Annotated in this window: 23 protein-coding genes and 2 tRNA genes; 14 read left to right on the top strand and 11 right to left on the bottom strand. The window is 39.9% G+C overall.

Translation table 11 applies throughout. The features are described 5' to 3' along the window. Window positions 1–16: 16 nt before the first annotated feature. The 3 genes from hflX to AOQ29_RS04055 all read right to left on the bottom strand — a co-directional run bounded on the left by hflX (window position 17) and on the right by AOQ29_RS04055 (window position 3,671). Entirely contained in the window at window positions 17–1,321 is a 1,305-nt protein-coding gene (gene hflX, locus AOQ29_RS04065; RefSeq protein ID WP_061993258.1) for a GTPase HflX, read from the bottom strand. A gap of 77 nt (window positions 1,322–1,398) precedes the next feature. After that, window positions 1,399–2,070: a histidine phosphatase family protein gene (locus tag AOQ29_RS04060; protein ID WP_061993257.1), complete on the bottom strand. Its 672-nt coding sequence runs from the start codon at window positions 2,068–2,070 to the stop codon at window positions 1,399–1,401. 161 nt (window positions 2,071–2,231) lie between these two features. Beyond that, window positions 2,232–3,671 carry a hemolysin family protein gene (locus AOQ29_RS04055; protein WP_061993256.1) on the bottom strand — a complete coding sequence of 480 codons (1,440 nt, stop codon included), beginning with the start codon at window positions 3,669–3,671 and terminating at the stop codon, window positions 2,232–2,234. A 427-nt stretch (window positions 3,672–4,098) separates the two neighbouring features. Here AOQ29_RS04055 and nrdH point away from each other — a divergent pair, with 427 nt between their 5' ends. The 4 genes from nrdH to nrdF all read left to right on the top strand — a co-directional run bounded on the left by nrdH (window position 4,099) and on the right by nrdF (window position 8,277). Next, window positions 4,099–4,329: a glutaredoxin-like protein NrdH gene (gene nrdH, locus AOQ29_RS04050; protein WP_061993255.1), complete on the top strand. Its 231-nt coding sequence runs from the start codon at window positions 4,099–4,101 to the stop codon at window positions 4,327–4,329. A gap of 102 nt (window positions 4,330–4,431) precedes the next feature. Then, window positions 4,432–6,603 (top strand): class 1b ribonucleoside-diphosphate reductase subunit alpha, encoded by a 2,172-nt coding sequence (gene nrdE, locus AOQ29_RS04045; RefSeq protein WP_061993254.1) that lies wholly within the window; start codon window positions 4,432–4,434, stop codon window positions 6,601–6,603. A gap of 256 nt (window positions 6,604–6,859) precedes the next feature. Further along, window positions 6,860–7,300, top strand: coding sequence for a class Ib ribonucleoside-diphosphate reductase assembly flavoprotein NrdI (locus tag AOQ29_RS04040; RefSeq protein WP_061993253.1), 441 nt, complete (start codon window positions 6,860–6,862; stop codon window positions 7,298–7,300). Window positions 7,301–7,305: 5 nt separating this feature from the next. Then, window positions 7,306–8,277 (top strand): class 1b ribonucleoside-diphosphate reductase subunit beta, encoded by a 972-nt coding sequence (gene nrdF, locus AOQ29_RS04035; RefSeq protein ID WP_061993252.1) that lies wholly within the window; start codon window positions 7,306–7,308, stop codon window positions 8,275–8,277. 154 nt (window positions 8,278–8,431) lie between these two features. On the opposite strand, the gene AOQ29_RS04030 is transcribed toward nrdF, so the two are convergent. Together AOQ29_RS04030 and AOQ29_RS07785 are read right to left on the bottom strand one after the other, a co-directional pair. Beyond that, complete coding sequence (locus tag AOQ29_RS04030) at window positions 8,432–9,100, bottom strand: phosphatase PAP2 family protein (RefSeq protein WP_061993251.1); 669 nt, start codon at window positions 9,098–9,100, stop codon at window positions 8,432–8,434. Between the two features lie 121 nt (window positions 9,101–9,221). Next, window positions 9,222–9,365 (bottom strand): hypothetical protein, encoded by a 144-nt coding sequence (locus AOQ29_RS07785; RefSeq protein WP_170124542.1) that lies wholly within the window; start codon window positions 9,363–9,365, stop codon window positions 9,222–9,224. A 95-nt stretch (window positions 9,366–9,460) separates the two neighbouring features. Between AOQ29_RS07785 and mutY the strand changes: the two genes are divergently transcribed. The 4 genes from mutY to AOQ29_RS04010 all read left to right on the top strand — a co-directional run bounded on the left by mutY (window position 9,461) and on the right by AOQ29_RS04010 (window position 12,049). Beyond that, window positions 9,461–10,510: an A/G-specific adenine glycosylase gene (gene mutY / locus AOQ29_RS04025; RefSeq protein ID WP_061993250.1), complete on the top strand. Its 1,050-nt coding sequence runs from the start codon at window positions 9,461–9,463 to the stop codon at window positions 10,508–10,510. Beyond that, window positions 10,497–11,648: an AI-2E family transporter gene (locus AOQ29_RS04020; RefSeq protein WP_061993249.1), complete on the top strand. Its 1,152-nt coding sequence runs from the start codon at window positions 10,497–10,499 to the stop codon at window positions 11,646–11,648. The genes mutY and AOQ29_RS04020 overlap by 14 nt, the downstream gene beginning before the upstream one ends. 176 nt (window positions 11,649–11,824) lie before the next feature. After that, window positions 11,825–11,906 (top strand) — tRNA-Leu (locus AOQ29_RS04015). Window positions 11,907–11,976: 70 nt separating this feature from the next. Continuing rightward, window positions 11,977–12,049 (top strand) — tRNA-Thr (locus tag AOQ29_RS04010). Window positions 12,050–12,212: 163 nt separating this feature from the next. Here the strand turns inward: AOQ29_RS04010 and AOQ29_RS04005 are convergent. The 4 genes from AOQ29_RS04005 to AOQ29_RS03990 all read right to left on the bottom strand — a co-directional run bounded on the left by AOQ29_RS04005 (window position 12,213) and on the right by AOQ29_RS03990 (window position 14,938). Further along, window positions 12,213–13,268 carry a tyrosine-type recombinase/integrase gene (locus tag AOQ29_RS04005; RefSeq protein WP_061993248.1) on the bottom strand — a complete coding sequence of 352 codons (1,056 nt, stop codon included), beginning with the start codon at window positions 13,266–13,268 and terminating at the stop codon, window positions 12,213–12,215. A gap of 73 nt (window positions 13,269–13,341) precedes the next feature. Further along, the gene (locus AOQ29_RS04000) at window positions 13,342–14,181 is read right to left on the bottom strand and encodes an SHOCT domain-containing protein (protein WP_061993247.1); all 840 of its coding nucleotides are present in this window, start codon (window positions 14,179–14,181) and stop codon (window positions 13,342–13,344) included. A gap of 17 nt (window positions 14,182–14,198) precedes the next feature. Further along, window positions 14,199–14,591: an ImmA/IrrE family metallo-endopeptidase gene (locus tag AOQ29_RS03995; protein WP_061993246.1), complete on the bottom strand. Its 393-nt coding sequence runs from the start codon at window positions 14,589–14,591 to the stop codon at window positions 14,199–14,201. Next, window positions 14,588–14,938, bottom strand: a complete 351-nt coding sequence (locus AOQ29_RS03990; RefSeq protein WP_061993245.1) for a helix-turn-helix domain-containing protein — start codon at window positions 14,936–14,938, stop codon at window positions 14,588–14,590. Before AOQ29_RS03990 ends, AOQ29_RS03995 begins: the two co-directional genes overlap by 4 nt. 266 nt (window positions 14,939–15,204) lie before the next feature. Here AOQ29_RS03990 and AOQ29_RS03985 point away from each other — a divergent pair, with 266 nt between their 5' ends. Further along, window positions 15,205–15,408 carry a helix-turn-helix domain-containing protein gene (locus tag AOQ29_RS03985; RefSeq protein WP_061993244.1) on the top strand — a complete coding sequence of 68 codons (204 nt, stop codon included), beginning with the start codon at window positions 15,205–15,207 and terminating at the stop codon, window positions 15,406–15,408. A gap of 145 nt (window positions 15,409–15,553) precedes the next feature. Here AOQ29_RS03985 and AOQ29_RS03980 read toward each other — a convergent pair whose 3' ends face one another. Beyond that, on the bottom strand, window positions 15,554–16,012 hold the full coding sequence (locus tag AOQ29_RS03980; RefSeq protein ID WP_061993243.1) for a hypothetical protein: 459 nt from the start codon (window positions 16,010–16,012) through the stop codon (window positions 15,554–15,556). Window positions 16,013–16,090: 78 nt separating this feature from the next. Between AOQ29_RS03980 and AOQ29_RS07695 the strand changes: the two genes are divergently transcribed. Continuing rightward, on the top strand, window positions 16,091–16,261 hold the full coding sequence (locus tag AOQ29_RS07695) for a hypothetical protein (RefSeq protein ID WP_158530747.1): 171 nt from the start codon (window positions 16,091–16,093) through the stop codon (window positions 16,259–16,261). On the opposite strand, the gene AOQ29_RS03975 is transcribed toward AOQ29_RS07695, so the two are convergent. Beyond that, window positions 16,238–16,453 carry a hypothetical protein gene (locus AOQ29_RS03975; protein WP_061993242.1) on the bottom strand — a complete coding sequence of 72 codons (216 nt, stop codon included), beginning with the start codon at window positions 16,451–16,453 and terminating at the stop codon, window positions 16,238–16,240. The genes AOQ29_RS07695 and AOQ29_RS03975 overlap by 24 nt on opposite strands. A gap of 83 nt (window positions 16,454–16,536) precedes the next feature. Here AOQ29_RS03975 and AOQ29_RS03970 point away from each other — a divergent pair, with 83 nt between their 5' ends. From AOQ29_RS03970 to AOQ29_RS03960, 4 genes are all read left to right on the top strand, one after another. Next, the gene (locus AOQ29_RS03970; RefSeq protein ID WP_061993241.1) at window positions 16,537–16,761 is read left to right on the top strand and encodes a hypothetical protein; all 225 of its coding nucleotides are present in this window, start codon (window positions 16,537–16,539) and stop codon (window positions 16,759–16,761) included. A gap of 10 nt (window positions 16,762–16,771) precedes the next feature. Continuing rightward, complete coding sequence (locus tag AOQ29_RS08360; protein WP_275936576.1) at window positions 16,772–16,894, top strand: hypothetical protein; 123 nt, start codon at window positions 16,772–16,774, stop codon at window positions 16,892–16,894. 78 nt (window positions 16,895–16,972) lie between these two features. Beyond that, window positions 16,973–17,170, top strand: a complete 198-nt coding sequence (locus AOQ29_RS03965; protein WP_061993240.1) for a helix-turn-helix domain-containing protein — start codon at window positions 16,973–16,975, stop codon at window positions 17,168–17,170. A gap of 103 nt (window positions 17,171–17,273) precedes the next feature. After that, a complete protein-coding gene (locus AOQ29_RS03960) occupies window positions 17,274–18,161 on the top strand; it encodes a DUF1351 domain-containing protein (protein WP_061993239.1) in 888 nt (295 codons plus the stop codon). The last annotated feature ends 8 nt before the right edge of the window (window positions 18,162–18,169 follow it).

Below are 18,169 nucleotides of genomic sequence, written 5' to 3'. Positions count from 1 at the left end.
TGTCGGGCCTTTTCTCCTATGCTAAGTATTGTTTATGCTGTTCGATTTCTTGAGGGTTTAAGGCCACTCTAATGGTTGTTCCTGTTTCGTCATAGTCTTGGTCGAGCAAGACGTGGTTAGCTAAGATGCTTGCTACAACCCGTGAATCAGCAAATGGAATGTGAAGAGTAACTTCACTCATGTTTGCAAAGAGTTCTTTTTTGATATGGTCTAAGACAACATCTTGAGATTCACGGTCTTGGGCGGAAATGGTGATGTGATCACCGTCCACAATTGGAAAGGCCCATTCGGCCTTGTCAGCCTTGTTATAGAGGGTAATCATTGGCTTGTCCTTGATTCCTAGGCGAATCAAAGTTTCCTCTGTTGTCTTCATCATGTCGTGATAATGGTCATCTGAGATATCGACAACTTGAAGGAGTAGGTCGGCTTGAGCAGCTTCTTGCAAGGTTGATTCAAAGGCGGCCACTAAGTGGTGAGGTAGCTTGGAAACAAAACCAACCGTATCGGATAAGAGGAACTTGGTCTTATCTGGCAAAGTCAATTGACGGATGGTTGTGTTCAAGGTGGCAAAGAGCATGTCTTTTTCAAAGACTTGCTTGCTTTGGTCACTTTCGGCACCTTGGCCAAAGCGAGCCAAGAACTGGTTCATTAAAGTTGATTTTCCGGCGTTGGTATAACCAACGAGGGCGACAGTTGGCAATTCAGATGCCTGGCGCTTTTTAGATTGGATAGTTGCATCCTTTTGCAGTTCGCCAAGATCGCGCTTAATTGCGACCATTTCGTTGGTTAAACGACGACGTGATTGTTCCAACTTAGTTTCACCAGAACCACGACTTGTAAAGCCAGCGCCACCGGCACCGGTCTGCTGGTCCAAAGAAACAGACATTGATGTCCGCAAACGGGGAAGTTGGTATTGCAGACGGGCAAGTTGAACTTGCAACTTGGCGACCTTAGTCTGGGCCCGTTGGGCAAAGATATCTAAAATCAAACCAGTTCGGTCAACAACCGTTGCCCCGGTTTCATTTTCCAGATTACGGATTTGTGAGGGCGATAGTTCGTCGTTCGTTACAATCAAATCGGCATCGTAGGTCTGAACAGCAACCTTTAATTCCTCAACCTTACCCTTACCAAAGTAAGTAGCGGGGTTGGGACGGTCGAGAGCCTGCAAAAATGTTTCAACCGGCTGCAAGTTATTAGCCAAGGCTAGGTTTTTAAGCTCAGTTAGTTCGTAATCCAAGTTTTGTTTTTGATCGGTTTTAAGACCAGCCAAGAGGACCGGTCGGACCTGATCAAGGGTGGTATCTGTGTAATTGTTTGCCATAGTTACGCCTTTCTGTGTCTAAGCGCAAGAATAATTGAAAAACTTGGGCTGGGGATAAAAGTGGTGCATGCTGGTACTTATTCAAAGTTAGTGGTGATATCGTTAAAGGCAAGAATGTCGGCACCGTCGGCTGTTAATTTGAGATGCATAATACCACCGTTATGAACCGGCTGAGCAGCCATTTCAGGGTGACCCAAGTAGTCAGCAATTGCCCGAATGGTTGTGCCGTGAGAGACCAATAAGACCTTGTCACCATCTTGGTGTAGATCGCGTAGCTGGTTAAAACCGTTTTGAACTCGAGTCAAGAAGTCTTGGTATGATTCGGCCAAGTGGTAGGGGTCATGGGCAGCAAAATGGTCCATCACAGCTGGCATACCTAAGTCTTTTACCATGTCGGCGTAAGTGCTATAGGTTGCTGGTAAAGAAGCGTTGAGGTCGGTCAAAGTGACCTGTGAGTCGCGCCCTTCAAATGAACCAAAGTTTTCTTCGCGGAAGTTTGGCAAAGTAGTTGGTTCAACGGGTGAACCGGCTTGGTTTTCACTTAAAGCATAGCGAGCGGTGTGAATTGCTCGGGTTAAATCAGATGAATAGGCACCATCAAAATGAATCTTGGCAAGTCTCTGTCCAGCCTTGTGACCATCTTGAATACCAGATTCCGTTAAAGGAGCATCGGAAAATCCTTGGAATCGGCGCAAAAGATTGAAATAAGTTTGGCCATGACGAACCATGTAAATATCAATACCTGACATACGAAAAATAACTCCTTTTAAGTTGCAATTATGACTCTTCATTTATTAAGAATGTTCAGCTCTAGTGTACCACGAAAAATGCTGAGTCTAAATAAGGTCCTAGTTAATTTGGAAAAATAAAAACCCGCCTTAAGTCTGACTTAGGGCGGGTTTAAGAATTATTAATCGTTATCGGCATCTTTGCCTTTGAGCTGGAACTTTAGTCGGTCACGGTCCTTATCAGTCATTGAAGTCTTGTGCTCAGTGACGGTATGGTCACTGTCTTCTTCAGGTGCTTCAACTTCTGGTTCAGGGTCGAGTTCTTTAACAGCAAATTCAGGGATAAAGGCATTTTCGTAGTCTAAGGCTGTGACCTGGTAATCAGCAATCCGTAATGAATCACCGGTACGGAAGTCAGGGTCACGTTTTAAGACATAACCCGTTAAGGTTACGGCTTCATCCTCGTCTAGTTCCTTGACGTTGGTATGGAAGTAGCGTTGGAAGTCATACAAGGTTGTCTTACCAGAAACCTTGTAACGGCGGTCACCGAGCTTTTCGATGTATTCGTCGGACTCATCATCCATTTCATCACGGACGGAACCAAAGAGTTCTTCATAGATATCCTTGTCGGTAATAATACCGGCAGTTCCACCATATTCGTCGACAACAACTGCGATTGGTGATCGTTTGATGATCATTTCGTCCATGACATCGTGCAAGTCCATGTTTTCAGGAACAGCAGGGATGTCACGCATAATCCGAGCAACGGGTTGTTGACCAGAAATTCGGTTTTGACGGACAAGGTCGTAGTTAAAGACATAACCCAAGACCTTATCCTTATCATTGTCAGCGACAACTGGGAAGCGCGAGTGACGCTTTTGTAGGTACTCATCGAGACCAGTTGAAATGGTGTCATGGACATCGACGACATCCATTGATGTTCGGTCAATCATGACGTCAACAGCAACCTTGTCGTTCATTTCAAAGGCTCGTTGCATGAAGGTCAAATCTTCAGTATCCAACTCACCGGCTTCGGCAGCACTTTTTGAGAGTGACAAAATTTCGGTCTGTGAGTAGATGTCGTCATCATTGGTAACCTTGAAACCAAGCAACTGCGTCAAAGCATTTGAGAGGTGGTCAAGAATCCAAATGAAGGGGAAGAGCACAATATGAAAGAACCGCACAGGGCGAACAATTAAGAGTAAGACCTTAATCGGTTCTTGGATGGCGATGTTTTTAGGGACCAAGTCGGTAAAGACGGCATGGACAATCGTAAAGATCACAATTGCCGCAACTGATGAGACTGGTCGTGCCATGTCACTAGGAAGAACGTGGGTTGCGATAATTAAATCGGCCACAGTTTCTTCACCAATCCACCCTAAAATCAAAGAAGTCAGGGTGATTCCCACCTGAGCGGTTGAAAGAAACTCAGTCAGGTGGGAAACCATGTGGATGGCATGATTAATATTCTTAGATGGCTTGTCGCGGTCTTCTTGGAGAGCCTCCAAGGCTGATAAACGAACCTTAACCAGAGAATACTCCGTTAAAGTAAACAGCACCGCCAACAATAGGATGAAGATAATGATAAACGCATTCAATAAGAACGAGGGACCAGAATCCAAAGTTATTACCTCTCTTTTTTTAATAGATATTATTTCTATTATAACAAATTGTCTGGCATAACATACAGATTTATTAATTTTAGAATTGGTCTATTGGCGAATGGGGAGTTTTGTATTCACAAAGAAAAATTATTGATTATTATCTTTGATCGCAGGTTAGAGGACTTTTATGAGCGTTAAAAAACTGAGATTGGCCTGGGACTCCACTTTAGAAAAATAAAATTAATTTGTGAAGATAAAAATTTGTGATTTAAAAAGCCTATTAGAATGGCGTTTAGGCGAACAAATGTTTGTGCGGACAGTTTTAGGCCTTGAACTATCTAAGAAATCAGCTAAACTAGTAATTAGCCCAATTATTTCGGTGGTCGGAAAAGCCGTCTATACGAGTAGTTGACTGGAAAATATCGATAGAAAGTGGGACCTAATTATGAAACAAGTAACGGTCTTTACCAAAAATAACTGCATTCAGTGCAAAATGACAAAACGCTACCTAGACGGGATCAATGTTGCTTACCAAGAGATTAACATTGAAGAACAACCCGAATACCTAGCTCAACTAAAAGATGCCGGATTTAAGCAAACACCGGTTGTTCAAATCGAAGGGCAAGAAGCCTTTTCTGGTTTCCAACCAGCAGTCTTGCAATCATTAACAGCATAACCTGCTGAGAGTATCTTATTCCGCACTAGGTCATGATTGGTCTAGGCGGAATTTTTTCTTACATAATCTTTACCAAATAAATTGGAAGCTGGAGAATCTTCTATGTCATTACTTGACCTCGACCTGACAAAGGTCACATATTTTGATTTGAATAATGAAATCAACATCCCAAAGGATGGCCAAATTCAGCTGCAAAAGGACCAAGAGGCCCTCGCTGCTTTCATGAAGGAAAACGTTGAACCAAACTTGAAAAAGTTCGATTCAGTGGCAGACAAATATCAATGGTTGATTGACAATGCTTTTTTGGATGCAACCGTTGTTCATAAGTACGACATGGCTTTCATTGAAAAGCTCTATGACTTTTTGGATGAACAAGACTTCCAGTTTCAATCGTTCATGGCGGCATTCAAGTTTTATAACCAGTACGCTCAAAAGACAAATGATAAGGCTTACTATGTCGAATCATATACTGATCGGGTGGCCTTCAACGCCCTCTTTTATGCTAATGGTGATGAAAAGTTGGCCATGGACTTGGCCAACGAAATGATTCACCAACGCTACCAACCAGCCACACCTTCATTCTTGAATGCTGGTCGGGCCCGTCGTGGTGAATTGGTTTCATGTTTCGTCTTGCAGTCAAGCGATGACATGAACTCAATCGGCCGGATTATTAACTCGGCACTTCAATTGTCAAAGTTGGGTGGGGGAGTTGGAATCAATCTCTCAAACTTGCGTGAAGCCGGTGCACCCGTCATGGGCATTGCCAACTCTGCCGGTGGAATTGTTCCTGTCATGAAGTTGTTGGAAGATTCTTTCACCTTTTCATCACAGGTCGGAGCGCGTCAAGGGGCCGGAGTTGTTTATTTGAACATCTTCCATCCTGACTTGATGACCTTTATGGCCACTAAGAAGGAAAACGCCGATGAAAAGGTTCGTGTTAAGACCTTGTCATTAGGCTTGATTGTTCCTGACAAATACTACGACTTGATTGAAAAGAACGAGCCAATGGCCTTGTTCTCACCGGTCGATGTCGAACGCGAATACGGCGTACCATTTAACTATGTTGATATTACTGCCGAGTATGACAACATGTTGAAGAACGACAAGATTACCAAGAAGATGGTTTCAGCCCGCGCAGTTGAAGAGGAAATTTCAAAGCTCCAACAAGAATCAGGGTACCCATACGTAGTTAACATCGATACGGTTAACCGGGCCAACCCAGTTGCTGGAAAGGTTGTCTCATCAAACCTTTGTTCAGAAATCTTGCAGGTTCAAACACCATCAACTATTGATGATGAACAAGAATATTCAACCCTTGGGGAAGACATTTCATGTAACTTGGGCTCAATCAACATCGTTAACATGATGAAGACGCCTGACTTTGCTGGTTCAGTTGAAGCGATGATTCGTGCTCTGTCATTTGTTTCGGACCAATCAAATTTGAACGTGGTTCCTTCTATTGAAAACGGGAACCAAAAGAACCATGCCGTTGGTTTGGGTGCCATGGGTCTGGCGGCCTTCTTCGCTCAAAACCAAATGATGTATGGGGACGAAGAATCACTGGACTTTACCAAGACATTCTTCATGACTTTGAACTACTACTCATTGATGGCTTCAATGCACATCGCCATGGACCGCAAAGAAACTTTCAAGGACTTTGACAAGTCAGCCTATGCTGATGGTACTTACTTTGAAAAGTACTTGGACCAAGATTGGGGTCCAACGACTGCCAAGGTTCAAGAATTGTTTAAGGGTTTGCCAGTACCTGGTCCTGCCGAATGGGCAGAATTGAAGGCCCAAGTCATGGAACATGGTTTGTATAATGCTTACCGTCATGCCGTGGCCCCAACGGGATCGATTTCATACGTTAACAACACAACAGCCTCATTGTTGCCAATCGTTAACCGGATTGAAGAACGTCAAGAAGGGATGATTGGGAAGGTTTATTACCCAGCTCCGGGTCTTTCCAATGAAACCTTGCCATATTATGTCTCAGCCTATGATACGAATATGAAAAAGGTTGTTGATATCTATGCTGCTGCTCAACCACACGTTGACCAGGGAATGTCATTAACATTCTTCTTGCGGTCAACGATTCCAGCCGGTTTGTACGACTGGAAGGATGGTCGGACAGAAAAGATGACCACTCGTGACTTATCAAAGTTGCGAAACTACGCCTTCAAGCAAGGAATCAAGTCATTGTATTATGTTCGAACTTATACGGATGACAACCAAGAAGCTGGTATTAACGAATGTGAATCTTGTTCAATTTGATTCTTAGATAAAGTCTAATTTACCAGGGTTTATCGGATTTTTATTAGAAAATTTAAAATTATTTTCAATTTGTGAAAAACATTCTGGATGCCCAGGTGTCTGGGGATAGGGCTTCACAATCGGTCGAGTTATCCTCGGCCATACATATTGTGCGGTTGACTGTTGTCAACCATCCTGTTATTTTATTAATTACAGGCCCAACTTAACGATTTTGTTAAGGTAGAGGCAGGACGACCTGCCAAGAAAGGAACGGTCAATGGCAAGATATCGGCTTTTATTCGCCAGTATTGAAGGGAACACTCAGTCTTTTATCAAAAAAATTACAGCTGTCGCTGAAGAAAACGGGGATCAAATTGATGCCCAAGTAATTGGTGACGAAAGTGATTATCAAACTGAGCAAGGCCCCTTCGTTGCCGTTGTGCCGACCTATCTGACTGGTGGGACGGGAACCGGGCCAGAAGTAGTTGAAATATTTACCAATGCCCTCGCGGACTATATTGATTTTGAAGATAATGCTAAGTCATTAGTCGGCGTGGTTGGTTCAGGAAACCGGAACTTTAATGACCAGTACATTTTGACAGCTAAGCGCTATGCCGAAAAGTACCAGGTCCCAGTTTTGGGGGATTACGAACTACGGGGCAGTGTTTACGATGCGGAAAAGATTTATCGTAAGCTTCAGGAAACATTAGGAGAATAAGACAAATGGTAGAACACGTTAATAACGGCTCATATACAGCCATTAACTGGAATGACATCGAAGATGCTTTGGATAAGGCCACTTGGGAAAAGTTGACTCAACAATTCTGGTTGGATACTCGAGTTCCAATTTCAAATGACTTGCGCAACTGGCGTGGTGATTTGAACGATACAGAACGCCGAGTTTATAACTTGGTCTTTGGTGGGTTGACTACTTTGGATACCTTGCAATCACAAGACGGAATGGCTTCATTGCGCCGTGATGCGGTTAACCAAAAGGAAGAAGCGGTCTTGAACAACATCCAATTCATGGAATCTGTTCACGCCAAGTCTTATTCATCAATTTTTGAAACGTTGAACGACAAGTCAGAAATCGATGCGACTTTTGACTGGGCCGACCACGATGAATTCCTTCAATACAAGGCCAATAAGATTAATGATGTTTACCAAACGGGAACACCATTGCAAAAGAAGGTTGCCTCAGTCTTCTTGGAAACTTTCTTGTTCTATTCTGGTTTCTACACGCCATTGTACTACCTTGGCCACAACCGGATGTTGAACGTTGCCGAAATCATCAAGTTGATTTTGCGTGATGAATCAGTTCACGGTACTTACATTGGCTACAAGTTCCAAATCGGCTTCAATAAGTTGCCCGAAAACGAACAAGAAGAAATGAAGGCCTGGATGTACGACTTGTTGTACGATTTGTACGACAATGAAGAAAAGTTCACTCATGAAATTTATGACCAAATTGGTTGGACGGAAGATGTTTTGACATTCTTGCGCTACAACGCCAACAAGGCCTTGATGAACTTGGGTCAAGAACCATTGTTCCCAGATAATGCTGACCAGGTTAACCCGGTTGTCATGAACGGAATTTCAACATCAACATCAAACCACGATTTCTTCTCAGGAGTTGGAAACGGTTACCTCTTAGGACAAGTGGAAGCCATGGATGATGACGATTACAAGAATTAATTTAACTGGCAGTAACTCATGACGAGTTGCTGCTTTTTAATTTGCCATTAGAAAAGGCGATGTTGGGTGACCTACAACATGGCCGGTTGCTATCAAGGGCAAATTAAAACCGCCCCCTTCGCAATGGAAAGAGGCGGTTAGTCTTTAAAATGAATTAAGCTTCTTGGTCTTTAAAAATCCAGAAATGGTTCTTTAAGTAAGTTGCAATGGCTGGATAAAGGCTAGCACACAAGATAACCCAGGCGTAGGCAAGTAAGAAACCGGCAATAGTGTCTGAGAAAAAGTGGGCTGAGAAATACATCCGTGAAAGCATTGTCATCAAGGCCAAGGTAATCATCAACCATTTTGCAACAATTCGCAGAACAGCAGAATTAATATTTGGTGTAACTAACAGGAACATGATGAAAATCGTGACCCAAATAGCTGCAACGTGTTGTGAGGGAAATGATGATCCCGTATCTGAAAGCAAGTGACCAATTGGACGCTCGCGGTGGACGATAACCTTGACGATTTGTGTGACCACGACACCGCCAAAGGCAGTTAGGATAACCCAGAGGGCTGGCAAACGCAAGTTAGCCAAGAGTAAGACAATGGCTAAGATGATGGCATAGAGCAAGCTCATAAGGGGTGAACCCAAGAAGGTTGCCGCTGACATGATGGCATCACCATAATTCGTCTGAATGTCAGCCATAAATGAGCGAATCGATTCATCCATTTGACCGGGGAAAGAAGCATTAGTCCCAATTAAAACAGCTAAGATAATAAGGAGCAAGGTCGCAAAAACAGCTCGGCGACCTTGCTTATTTTCAACGTTAATAATCATGTATTAATCTCCAAGAGCATTAGAATGCTACCAATATTATAAACGATTAAAAGTTATTCTGACAATAACTCTATTAAATTTAAGAGAAAATAAAGAAAAAACTAGCACAGGGCTAGTTTTCTTACTTAGTGTTAGGGATTTCTGTTGTCTTTCCCTTAGCCCATTGTTGCAATTGAGCAACAGCGGCTTGGCGCTTTTTCTTAGCTGAATCATGTCCAACCTTGCGTCCGCGGGCGAATGAATTCAAGGGCGTCTTAACTGCCATAATAGTAACTCCTTATATTAGTTGATTTAAATGTTTCGTACAGAAGTAAATTATACCTGATAAGAACGTGGTTTTCAAGTGTTATAATATTACTTATGGAGAATTGGAATTCAAAAACAATTGCAGCATTTCGTCGAGACCTACTAGCTTGGTATGACCAAGAGGGTCGGTCAACTTTACCTTGGCGACAGGACACTGATCCGTACCGGGTCTTAGTCTCTGAATTAATGCTCCAACAAACTCGGGTCGATACCGTTATTACCTATTTTAACCGCTTTATGGCTGCCTTGCCAACTGTAGATGATTTGGCAGCGGCACCCGAAGACCAGGTCTTGAAACTCTGGGAAGGGCTGGGCTACTATTCTCGGGCCAAGAATTTACAGAGGGCAGCCAAGTATGTGGTCAATGACTTAGACGGCGTGTGGCCACAAACCTATGAGGGTCTGCAAGACTTGCCTGGCGTTGGGCCTTATACGGCTGCAGCAATTGCCTCCATCGCCTTCAACCAAGTTGTTCCAGCAGTCGATGGTAACTTCTTCCGAGTCTTTAGCCGTCTTTTAAAAATTAACGATGATATTGCTCAACCAAAGACTCGCAAAGTCTTCTATGAAGCGATTGCTCCGATTGTTGACCCTGACCGTCCTGGTGACTTTAACCAGGCCATCATGGATTTGGGTACTACTTATATGAAGGCAAAGAACCCAGACACTCTTAATTCACCGGTTAAGGCTTATAATGCGGCCTTTCGAGATGGGGTTGAAGACCAGTACCCGGTTAAGACCAAAAAGAAGAAGCCGGTCCGCCAGGTTTACCAAGCCCAAGTGACTTATGATGATCAGGGCCGGCTATTGTACGAACAGCGGCCAGAGACGGGCTTACTAGCCGGTTTTTGGACTTTACCACTCAAACAAGTGGATTCAATTGAAAATTTAGAGGGGCAACAATTAACCATTAAGCCAGTTGTCCATATTTTCTCCCATCGTCGGTGGGAGATTTGGTTAGTTGCTTTAGATAATGACAAAACGGCTGACTTAGCGGCTAACCAGGCTTGGTTGAGTGTTGCTGACCAAGAGGCCTTAGCTTTACCCAAAGTTCAACATAAGTTATTGGCACGGTTAAAGGAGATGGATGATGTTTCCCAATGATAAATTAAAAAATGTCTTTTTTTGGACAATAGAGGCCTTGGCCTTAGCTTGCTTAATCTTTTTGATTTTTAATTTTGAATTTTTGATGCACCCAATTGCGGTTTTTTTGAACACTGTCTTTATGCCATTGTTGGTTGCCGGCTTCTTTTACTATGTTTTGAAACCAATCATGAAATTAATCGAAAAAATTAATATCAAGGGCTGGCAGATGTCACGAACATTAGCGGTCTGGATAACTTTTTCTTTGTTTATGATTGTTTTTGTGGGATCAATCATTATTTTCGTACCACTGATTCTTGGTGAAATTACCAATTTGGTGAACTCAATCCCAGACTTTATCCAGCACGGACAGAATTTTGCTAATGATATTGTTAAGGAACCATGGTTCAAGCGTCTGCACATTTCTGTTTCGGATAAGGACATCAAGAACTCCGTCAGCAAGTATGGGACGTCCGTTCTGTCGATGACCGCCGGAACTTTGCAGTCAGTGATTACGGGCGCAACTTCCTTCACTATCAATGCTTTGATGGTCCCAATTATTCTCTTTTATATGCTCAATGATTCCAACCATTTTTTGCCGGCCGTGAAGAATTTCTTCCCTAAAAATAAAGTGAAGGATGTCTATGAATTAGGTCGACAACTTGATCGAACGATTGAACGGTACATTTCTGGTCAGGCCATTCAAATGGTCTTTGTTGGCTTTGCTATGAGTATTGGCTATCTCTTAACGGGGTTGCCATATATTTGGTTACTCGGCTTCATTGCTGGTGTGGCCAACATTGTACCTTATGTGGGTCCATTTATTGGGGTCATCCCAGCCGTGATTGTTGCCTTATCAATTTCATGGAAGATGCTAATTGGGATTGGGATTGCCATGGCCATTGTTCAACAGGTTAACGGTTCAATCCTTTATCCAGCGGTAATTGGAAAGAGCTTGCAGATTCACCCGCTAACAGTGATGCTGTTGTTACTGGGAGCAGGAAACCTCTGGGGGATTGTTGGGATGATTATTGTTGTCCCATTCTATGCGATTGCTCGGACAATCATTCTCTATGTATATAAGTTGCATATGCGGCAAAAAGAGAGTGAAAACGAGACAAAAACAGAAATTGAAATTAAAGAAGAAACAGTGGAATAAGAGTTTTTAAAGCCAGGACATAATAAGTCCTGGCTTTTATTCTAGGGTAGTGAAAAAACTTAGAAATTTGCTGAAGTTTTTCTTGACGAATGAACCAAAATCCAGTATTATTAAATGGTTGTCAAAGCGACTTAGGATTGTTTGAAAGTCTTAATAAGTGGCGAAAACAAAGCTTTGCGGATGTGGCGGAATTGGCAGACGCGCTGGATTTAGGTTCCAGTGGAGTAATCCGTGCAGGTTCGATTCCTGTCATCCGTATCGCAACATTTGTTGAAAATGTTGTTGATATATCAGCTTCTATATGATAATATAGTATGGTATTGGTTTTGCCGACTTAGCTCAGTTGATAGAGCACCTCACTAGTAATGAGGGGGTCAGCGGTTTGAGTCCGCTAGTCGGCATCTTTGCTAAAATACAGCACAATTTAAAAACCGCTTTATATCAGCCTTAATGGTTGGTGTAGAGCGGTTTTTCTTTGTTTTTGAATATCTATTTTTCAGACGTTTTAAGACGTTTTAAGTAGTTTTTATTATTTTTTTACACGTTTTTTGCACGGTTTTCACGTTAAAAAATAGAAGACATGATGTTGTATGTCCTTTCATCTTCAGTCACCTTTTGAGCATCTAAAAGATGTGTATAGGTATCAATTGTAGTCGATATATTCTTGTGACCTAAGCGCTTTGAAACGTATTTAATATCAACACCCTGTGATAGAAGAAGACTGCCATGAGAGTGGCGTAAGGCATGAAAAGTGACTTCTTTTATTCCTAATTCTTTAATTGCTTTTTTAAGTGTCTTACCAGCGCCATAATTACTGATGTTGGCCACTCTTCCATCGATGCCTTTTAGTTGTGCTAATAGGTCATCATCAACTGTAATCACACGATTACTATATTCTGTTTTTGTTGATTTAACATGTCCATACTGATCTAATGCTTTATTGACTGAAATCACTTTGTTTTTGAAATGAATATCAGATGAATCGAGTGCCATGATTTCGCCAATTCTCATACCAGTATGGATTGATATATAAATAGCAAGATAAGAACTAGCATGTGGATATTCAGCTAATTTAGTTAATACATAATTATTCAATTTAATCAGTTCATCTGTTTCAAGAAATTTATCATCAGCTGATTTACCATTTAATCCGACTAGCTTAATTCTGATAGTAGGGTCTTTGTCGATTATTCCATCAGCATAGGCATCTTTTAGCGATTGGCTGATATGGTTTTTTCGTTTAGCAACAGTTTCTTTGGAATGGTCTGAACCGAAATCATTGATAAAGTTTTGGAAATCAGAACGTGTAAAATCGGTCAATATAGTATGTGGTAAATATTTTTTGATGTTATCCAGTGTGTTTTGATACTGATAGATAGTGGCGCTTTCCAAATCGTTTTTATAAGTATCAACCCAGTTTTCAAAATAATCAGATAATAGCATATCTTCATATTTACTTTTTGATGATTCAGCAACACCAGATTCAATTGATGATGCCCATAATTGGGCTTCTTTTTTTGTCTTAAAACCTTGTTTGCTTGGGCGCTTTTTCTTTCCATTTACCGTGATTGATGTGAATGCTCTCCAATTATTTGGGCTTAATTTTACAAAACTAGCCATAATATCTCCTTTTTGGTACAAATAAAAAGGCTTGCGCCCTAATTTGTTATGTATGCCCACAAGGGGGCATTGATTAAATACCTAATATTTGTTTCTTCTTAGCTGTGAACTCTTCTTCAGTAAGCACACCAGCATCAACTAATTCTTTTAGTTTTGTTAGATCATCTATGTTATTTGAACTGCTATCAGATGATTGAATGGTGCTTTGGTTTGAATTGATAATTCCGTTTAAATGTACATATAAAGAATCGGCTTTTTTAATATCACTATTTGAACCAGAAAAACTAATTGAATAAACATAACCAGAATTAAATCTAATAGAAAAATCAATTGATTTTATTTCACGATTTTCAGTAGAACTGCTTTTTGCAGTTCCAGAACCAACAATTGCCCCTACTGGACCAGCAATAATATCACCTACAATTGCTCTTGTAATTCCGTTCTTTTTCTTTGTGTTATAAGATACATCTTCATCAATTTTACGATCAAACGTTTCAATATCAGAATATTGAAATACTCTATACCATGAAGAATTATTTTTCGTTAAAAGAATTTCTTTAGTATCATCACGCATTAAAACATCTGAATAAATTGATCCATTGATAATAAAATCATTTTTTACATCATTAAATTTTTCTTGCTGTTCGATTTCGTTTTTTAGCTCTTCTTCTTTTTCTGTAGAAGATTTTTCTAATTGAACGCTTGCGCTAAATTTTTCATTATTTTCAATTAGATTTTTTAAATCTTCAATATGAGAAAGTAGTAGTGCGTTTTTAGTTTCAGAATCAATTTTAGTAATACCAAGATTTGCTACACAATTACCGCATATTTTTCTAACAAAATCTTGCTTAACTTTATTTACTTTAAAACCCTGAAAAGACTTTAACTTATTACCACATATTGCACAGTTCATAATAATACCTCCCGTATTTAAATTTTAACTTTATTATAGCTAATCGTCACTTCATCTGATAACCAACTAGGAACTTTGAAATAGTCCATGAATGTTAGTGGGGTAGTTGGCCTTTCGATGCCCATCAATAATTCAATGGCATGTCGATGTGCACATAGTTCTTCACCACGTTTGCCACACTCGCTGAAATAGTAGACGTTTTGTGATTCTGGATTACCAAATAAAATGTGGCTAATCTCATGGGCCAATCTGAAAGCATATGAAACCTTATCATATGAATAGTTCATAAATATTGTTCTGACCGACATGATGGCACAGTCGGATGTTGATTTGTCTAAATCATACACATCAAGAATAGTGATGTCATTCTTGTATGCAATGTTTTCTAACTGATCAACAAATTCATTCATCTAATTCTTCCACGCTTTCCTTGCTTCCGTTGTTCCATAACATAGCGAGCATAATCAAGTAACTTTTCCTTATCTTCTTCAGGTATCTCCATACCGTCAAAAGCAAGGATAACTTCATCGTCTAAGATGTCAACTTTAGAAGGTTTATTTTTTGTTTCATCTTCACCAGTTATTTCTGATACTTTTACATTTAAAGTCTTGGCAACCTTGTTCAAAGAGTCAATTCTAGGCGTTTCATTTTTCCACCTGTAGATTGCGTTTTCTCCTAAACCAGACTTTTGAGCAACTGTTTTTAGATTCATTCCCCTTTTTTTAGCAATTATTTTTATGTTGTCAAATATAGTCATATCAACGGTTCTCCCATTTTTGACGAAATAAAATTACTGAAAACAGAAAAATAGTGTTGACATAATTACTGTTTACCGTTATTATTAATTCATCAAGTAATTAAGCAATAAATAACCAAGCAAAAAACAAGCGATTAAATAAATGATTTGGCGGTCATGCAGTAGTCGTATATGTTTTTCTTGTTTATTTATTATACCCTGATTGTACTGTAAACAGTAAAATCAGTCAACAACTTGATGAAAAAATTACTGAAAGGAGAATAAAAATGACGGAATTGGAAAGTCTATCACGTAATGTTGAAAAGAAATTCAAGGATGCCTTGTGGGAACGCAACATTAAGCAAGTTGAATTGGCTGAAATGTTGCACACGTCACCTGCTCAATTAAGCCGAGCGTTGAAGGGCAACACAACACCACGTGATATTGAGATTCAGAAGCAAGCTGCCAAGATTTTGGGAATTGATTTGTAAGAAAGGAAAACAATATGTCTAAAAAAGAATTCAACAAAGAATTCATTATGAACGCAACAATCAGTAATTATAGCGAATTAGAAAAGTCATTAAAAAAAGCACAATCTGCAGCGACTGTGCTTCGCGAAGCAATTGATGAAATCAATCAATTTATTCCTGAATTATCTGTAATTGAACCAGATAATGAAACGACTTCAAATTCAGAATCAGAAGAAAAATGATAGTCATCAAAAGTTGAACTATTGCTCAAAAATTGAACATTTCCAACTGACATTTCTGATAAATCAATATCAACATCAGTTGCAATTTCAATAATTAAATTGATTAAATCTTCGAAATTGCCAATTAAATATTTAAGTTTATCTTCTGAAAACGGGTGTGTAAATTTTTCAAGATGACTGTTAAAAATGTCACTTCGGGCTTTGCTATAGAAATTATTCAAGTGATCATTTTCTATCCAGTCTGCTTGAACAAATTGATTATTATAAGCAACAATAATTGAGCTGTTTTCATACTTAAAATTAATTTTTGCGTTTTCAGTCAATTCAGAAATTGTGTTCAAAGCAATCTGGGCAATCTTAATTTGGTTAAGGTTTAATTTCATAATCTAACTCCTTTCAATTTACTAGGCACATCACTACCAGTAATAAAAGGATAACAGAAAACAGAAAGGAGGTTTGATTTGAAACAGCAAAAAGAATTCAAGGAAAACACGTTGAAATCAATTGGCAGTTATTTTGAGGATTGGAATTTAGATCAAATAAACGTCAAACGAGTTTTTGATGAAAAAAATAAGCCAACCAATAAGGTTGACTATATTCTTTCAATGTCACGAACTGAAATCAGTGAGTAGGTATGAACGTCCAGATAAAGATAATTTATCATCAAATTTTACACTGATCCAATTATCTTTAAACAAAGCTTGGGAAGCATCTTGCATGTCTTCAAAAATAATATTTTGTTGGTCTTTAAACAAAATTTCTGCTTTGGAAACGCCATCTACAAATTTGTTTTCATTATTTGTTTTATTTAAAAAAATAAACATATTTTATCCTTTCTAATTTACTAGGCACGTCACTGCCAGTAACTAAAGGATAGCAAAAAAATAAAAAAGAGGGGGTGACTCACATGAAGAAAGAAATCGAACCACTGTCACGTAACGGAGCGAGATGGTTTAACAGTATTGGAGATTTAGCAGAAGCAATGGAAACAACGAGAGACAACGTTCAGATATTGATTAACATGCCTGGTTGTCCATACACGACAGTTCCTGGTCGAGAAAAACCATTCTACGTAGAGTTTAAAATTGCGGAGTTCTTGGACAGCATTACTAATTACAATCCAAAAATGTAGAGGAGAAATAATGAGCGAATTTAACCAATTATGGTCGATTGTAGCCACGTTGGTCACACTGGTAGTCATCACAGTAACTGCGTTTGAAATTGGCTACTCACTAGGATGTGATGACAAAAAGAAAGCAAAATAAAAGCCCGCTTAGCAGAGCGAGCTTAGGCATAAATTATCGGGAAATAATTTTATGCCTCTATTGTACCACGGAGGACGTATGAGTAAAAACAGATTGAAAGAAATGCGCAAGAAACAAAGTAAAACGCTCAAAGAAATTTCAGAAAAAACTGGAATTAGTGATGTGAATTTATCTAGATATGAAAACAATAAAATTGAACCAAAAAAATCAACATGGGAAAAATTAGCTAAGTTTTACGGAGTCAGACCAGCATATCTAATCGGATGGGAGGACTAAATATGGCAACAACAGGAAATAGGGTTGCAGATGGTTTAGAGCAACATCTAGCTGACGAAGCGAAATGGGAACGTGAACAAGAACGTGAAGAGGTGGCAGAACTATGACAGAAGCAATTACACTTCCGTCTGAATTAATCCAAGACGGCAAGATTGAGTTTAAAAACTTAGATCAGTACCTATCCATGGTCGATAAGTATGTTGAATATGGCAACAACTTTGTCGTGACAGAAGAAACCATGAAGGGTGCTAAGGACGAAAAAGCGCTGATTAACAAGATGGTTAAGGAATCGGCTTCCAGGCGTTCTGATATTGAAAATAACATGCTCGCTCCTTGGCTGCCAGTCAAAGAAAAGATGATGAATGCCGAAAAGCAGTTGAAGTCGGCTTCGGACAACATCAAGGTTCAACTTGATAAGTATACAGAAGAGTGGAAAGAAAAGTGGCGTGCCAAAATCAAGCTGTACATTGACAGTCAGTATCAAGATACGCCATATGAACCACGGATTCCCATTGATGAAAAGTGGCTATACAAGAAGAACTTCAACGGAACTGAACCAAAGGACAGTTTCATTGATAACGAATTAACACTATCCATCATGACTGACAAAGCAAACCAGAAGACTGAACAAAATGAAATCAAGATGGTTAAGGAGTTTGCTAGTCAATTAAATGTCAACCCAGCCCCTTACATCAAACAGTTGGATAATCATTCGATGCCTGATGTGATTGAAGGCATGAAGTTCGATGTGCGGAGGGCTAACCAACAACGAGAAGCACAGGAAGCAGCGCAACGTGCAGAGCGTGAAAAAGCCATCTCACAAGCGCAAACAAAGCAAGTTGACGAAGAAACAGGCGAAGTAATCAAACCGGTTGAAGAACGCTATGATCGTTCGTTTAAGGTGTTTGCATGTACTCGTGATGAGTTGCAAGAAATTGCTGACTTCTTGAATGGAAAGGGTATCCAATTTCAAGGAACTAGTGAAGGTTAGGAGGTATC

Source organism: Fructobacillus ficulneus, assembly GCF_001047075.2.
Lineage (GTDB): Bacteria > Bacillota > Bacilli > Lactobacillales > Lactobacillaceae > Fructobacillus > Fructobacillus ficulneus.
Note: the sequence above shows the minus strand (reverse complement) of the source record. Positions and strands in the feature narration are given on the sequence as shown.

Coding starts and splice junctions, on each gene's coding strand:
- hflX (WP_061993258.1), bottom strand. CDS start 1,321: ATGGCAAACAATTACACAGATACCACCCTTGATCAGGTCCGACCGGTC.
- AOQ29_RS04060 (WP_061993257.1), bottom strand. CDS start 2,070: ATGTCAGGTATTGATATTTACATGGTTCGTCATGGCCAAACTTATTTC.
- nrdH (WP_061993255.1), top strand. CDS start 4,099: ATGAAACAAGTAACGGTCTTTACCAAAAATAACTGCATTCAGTGCAAA.
- nrdE (WP_061993254.1), top strand. CDS start 4,432: ATGTCATTACTTGACCTCGACCTGACAAAGGTCACATATTTTGATTTG.
- AOQ29_RS04040 (WP_061993253.1), top strand. CDS start 6,860: ATGGCAAGATATCGGCTTTTATTCGCCAGTATTGAAGGGAACACTCAG.
- nrdF (WP_061993252.1), top strand. CDS start 7,306: ATGGTAGAACACGTTAATAACGGCTCATATACAGCCATTAACTGGAAT.
- AOQ29_RS04030 (WP_061993251.1), bottom strand. CDS start 9,100: ATGATTATTAACGTTGAAAATAAGCAAGGTCGCCGAGCTGTTTTTGCG.
- AOQ29_RS07785 (WP_170124542.1), bottom strand. CDS start 9,365: ATGGCAGTTAAGACGCCCTTGAATTCATTCGCCCGCGGACGCAAGGTT.
- mutY (WP_061993250.1), top strand. CDS start 9,461: ATGGAGAATTGGAATTCAAAAACAATTGCAGCATTTCGTCGAGACCTA.
- AOQ29_RS04020 (WP_061993249.1), top strand. CDS start 10,497: ATGTTTCCCAATGATAAATTAAAAAATGTCTTTTTTTGGACAATAGAG.
- AOQ29_RS04005 (WP_061993248.1), bottom strand. CDS start 13,268: ATGGCTAGTTTTGTAAAATTAAGCCCAAATAATTGGAGAGCATTCACA.
- AOQ29_RS04000 (WP_061993247.1), bottom strand. CDS start 14,181: ATGAACTGTGCAATATGTGGTAATAAGTTAAAGTCTTTTCAGGGTTTT.
- AOQ29_RS03995 (WP_061993246.1), bottom strand. CDS start 14,591: ATGAATGAATTTGTTGATCAGTTAGAAAACATTGCATACAAGAATGAC.
- AOQ29_RS03990 (WP_061993245.1), bottom strand. CDS start 14,938: ATGACTATATTTGACAACATAAAAATAATTGCTAAAAAAAGGGGAATG.
- AOQ29_RS03985 (WP_061993244.1), top strand. CDS start 15,205: ATGACGGAATTGGAAAGTCTATCACGTAATGTTGAAAAGAAATTCAAG.
- AOQ29_RS03980 (WP_061993243.1), bottom strand. CDS start 16,012: ATGAAATTAAACCTTAACCAAATTAAGATTGCCCAGATTGCTTTGAAC.
- AOQ29_RS03975 (WP_061993242.1), bottom strand. CDS start 16,453: ATGTTTATTTTTTTAAATAAAACAAATAATGAAAACAAATTTGTAGAT.
- AOQ29_RS03970 (WP_061993241.1), top strand. CDS start 16,537: ATGAAGAAAGAAATCGAACCACTGTCACGTAACGGAGCGAGATGGTTT.
- AOQ29_RS08360 (WP_275936576.1), top strand. CDS start 16,772: ATGAGCGAATTTAACCAATTATGGTCGATTGTAGCCACGTTGGTCACA.
- AOQ29_RS03965 (WP_061993240.1), top strand. CDS start 16,973: ATGAGTAAAAACAGATTGAAAGAAATGCGCAAGAAACAAAGTAAAACG.
- AOQ29_RS03960 (WP_061993239.1), top strand. CDS start 17,274: ATGACAGAAGCAATTACACTTCCGTCTGAATTAATCCAAGACGGCAAG.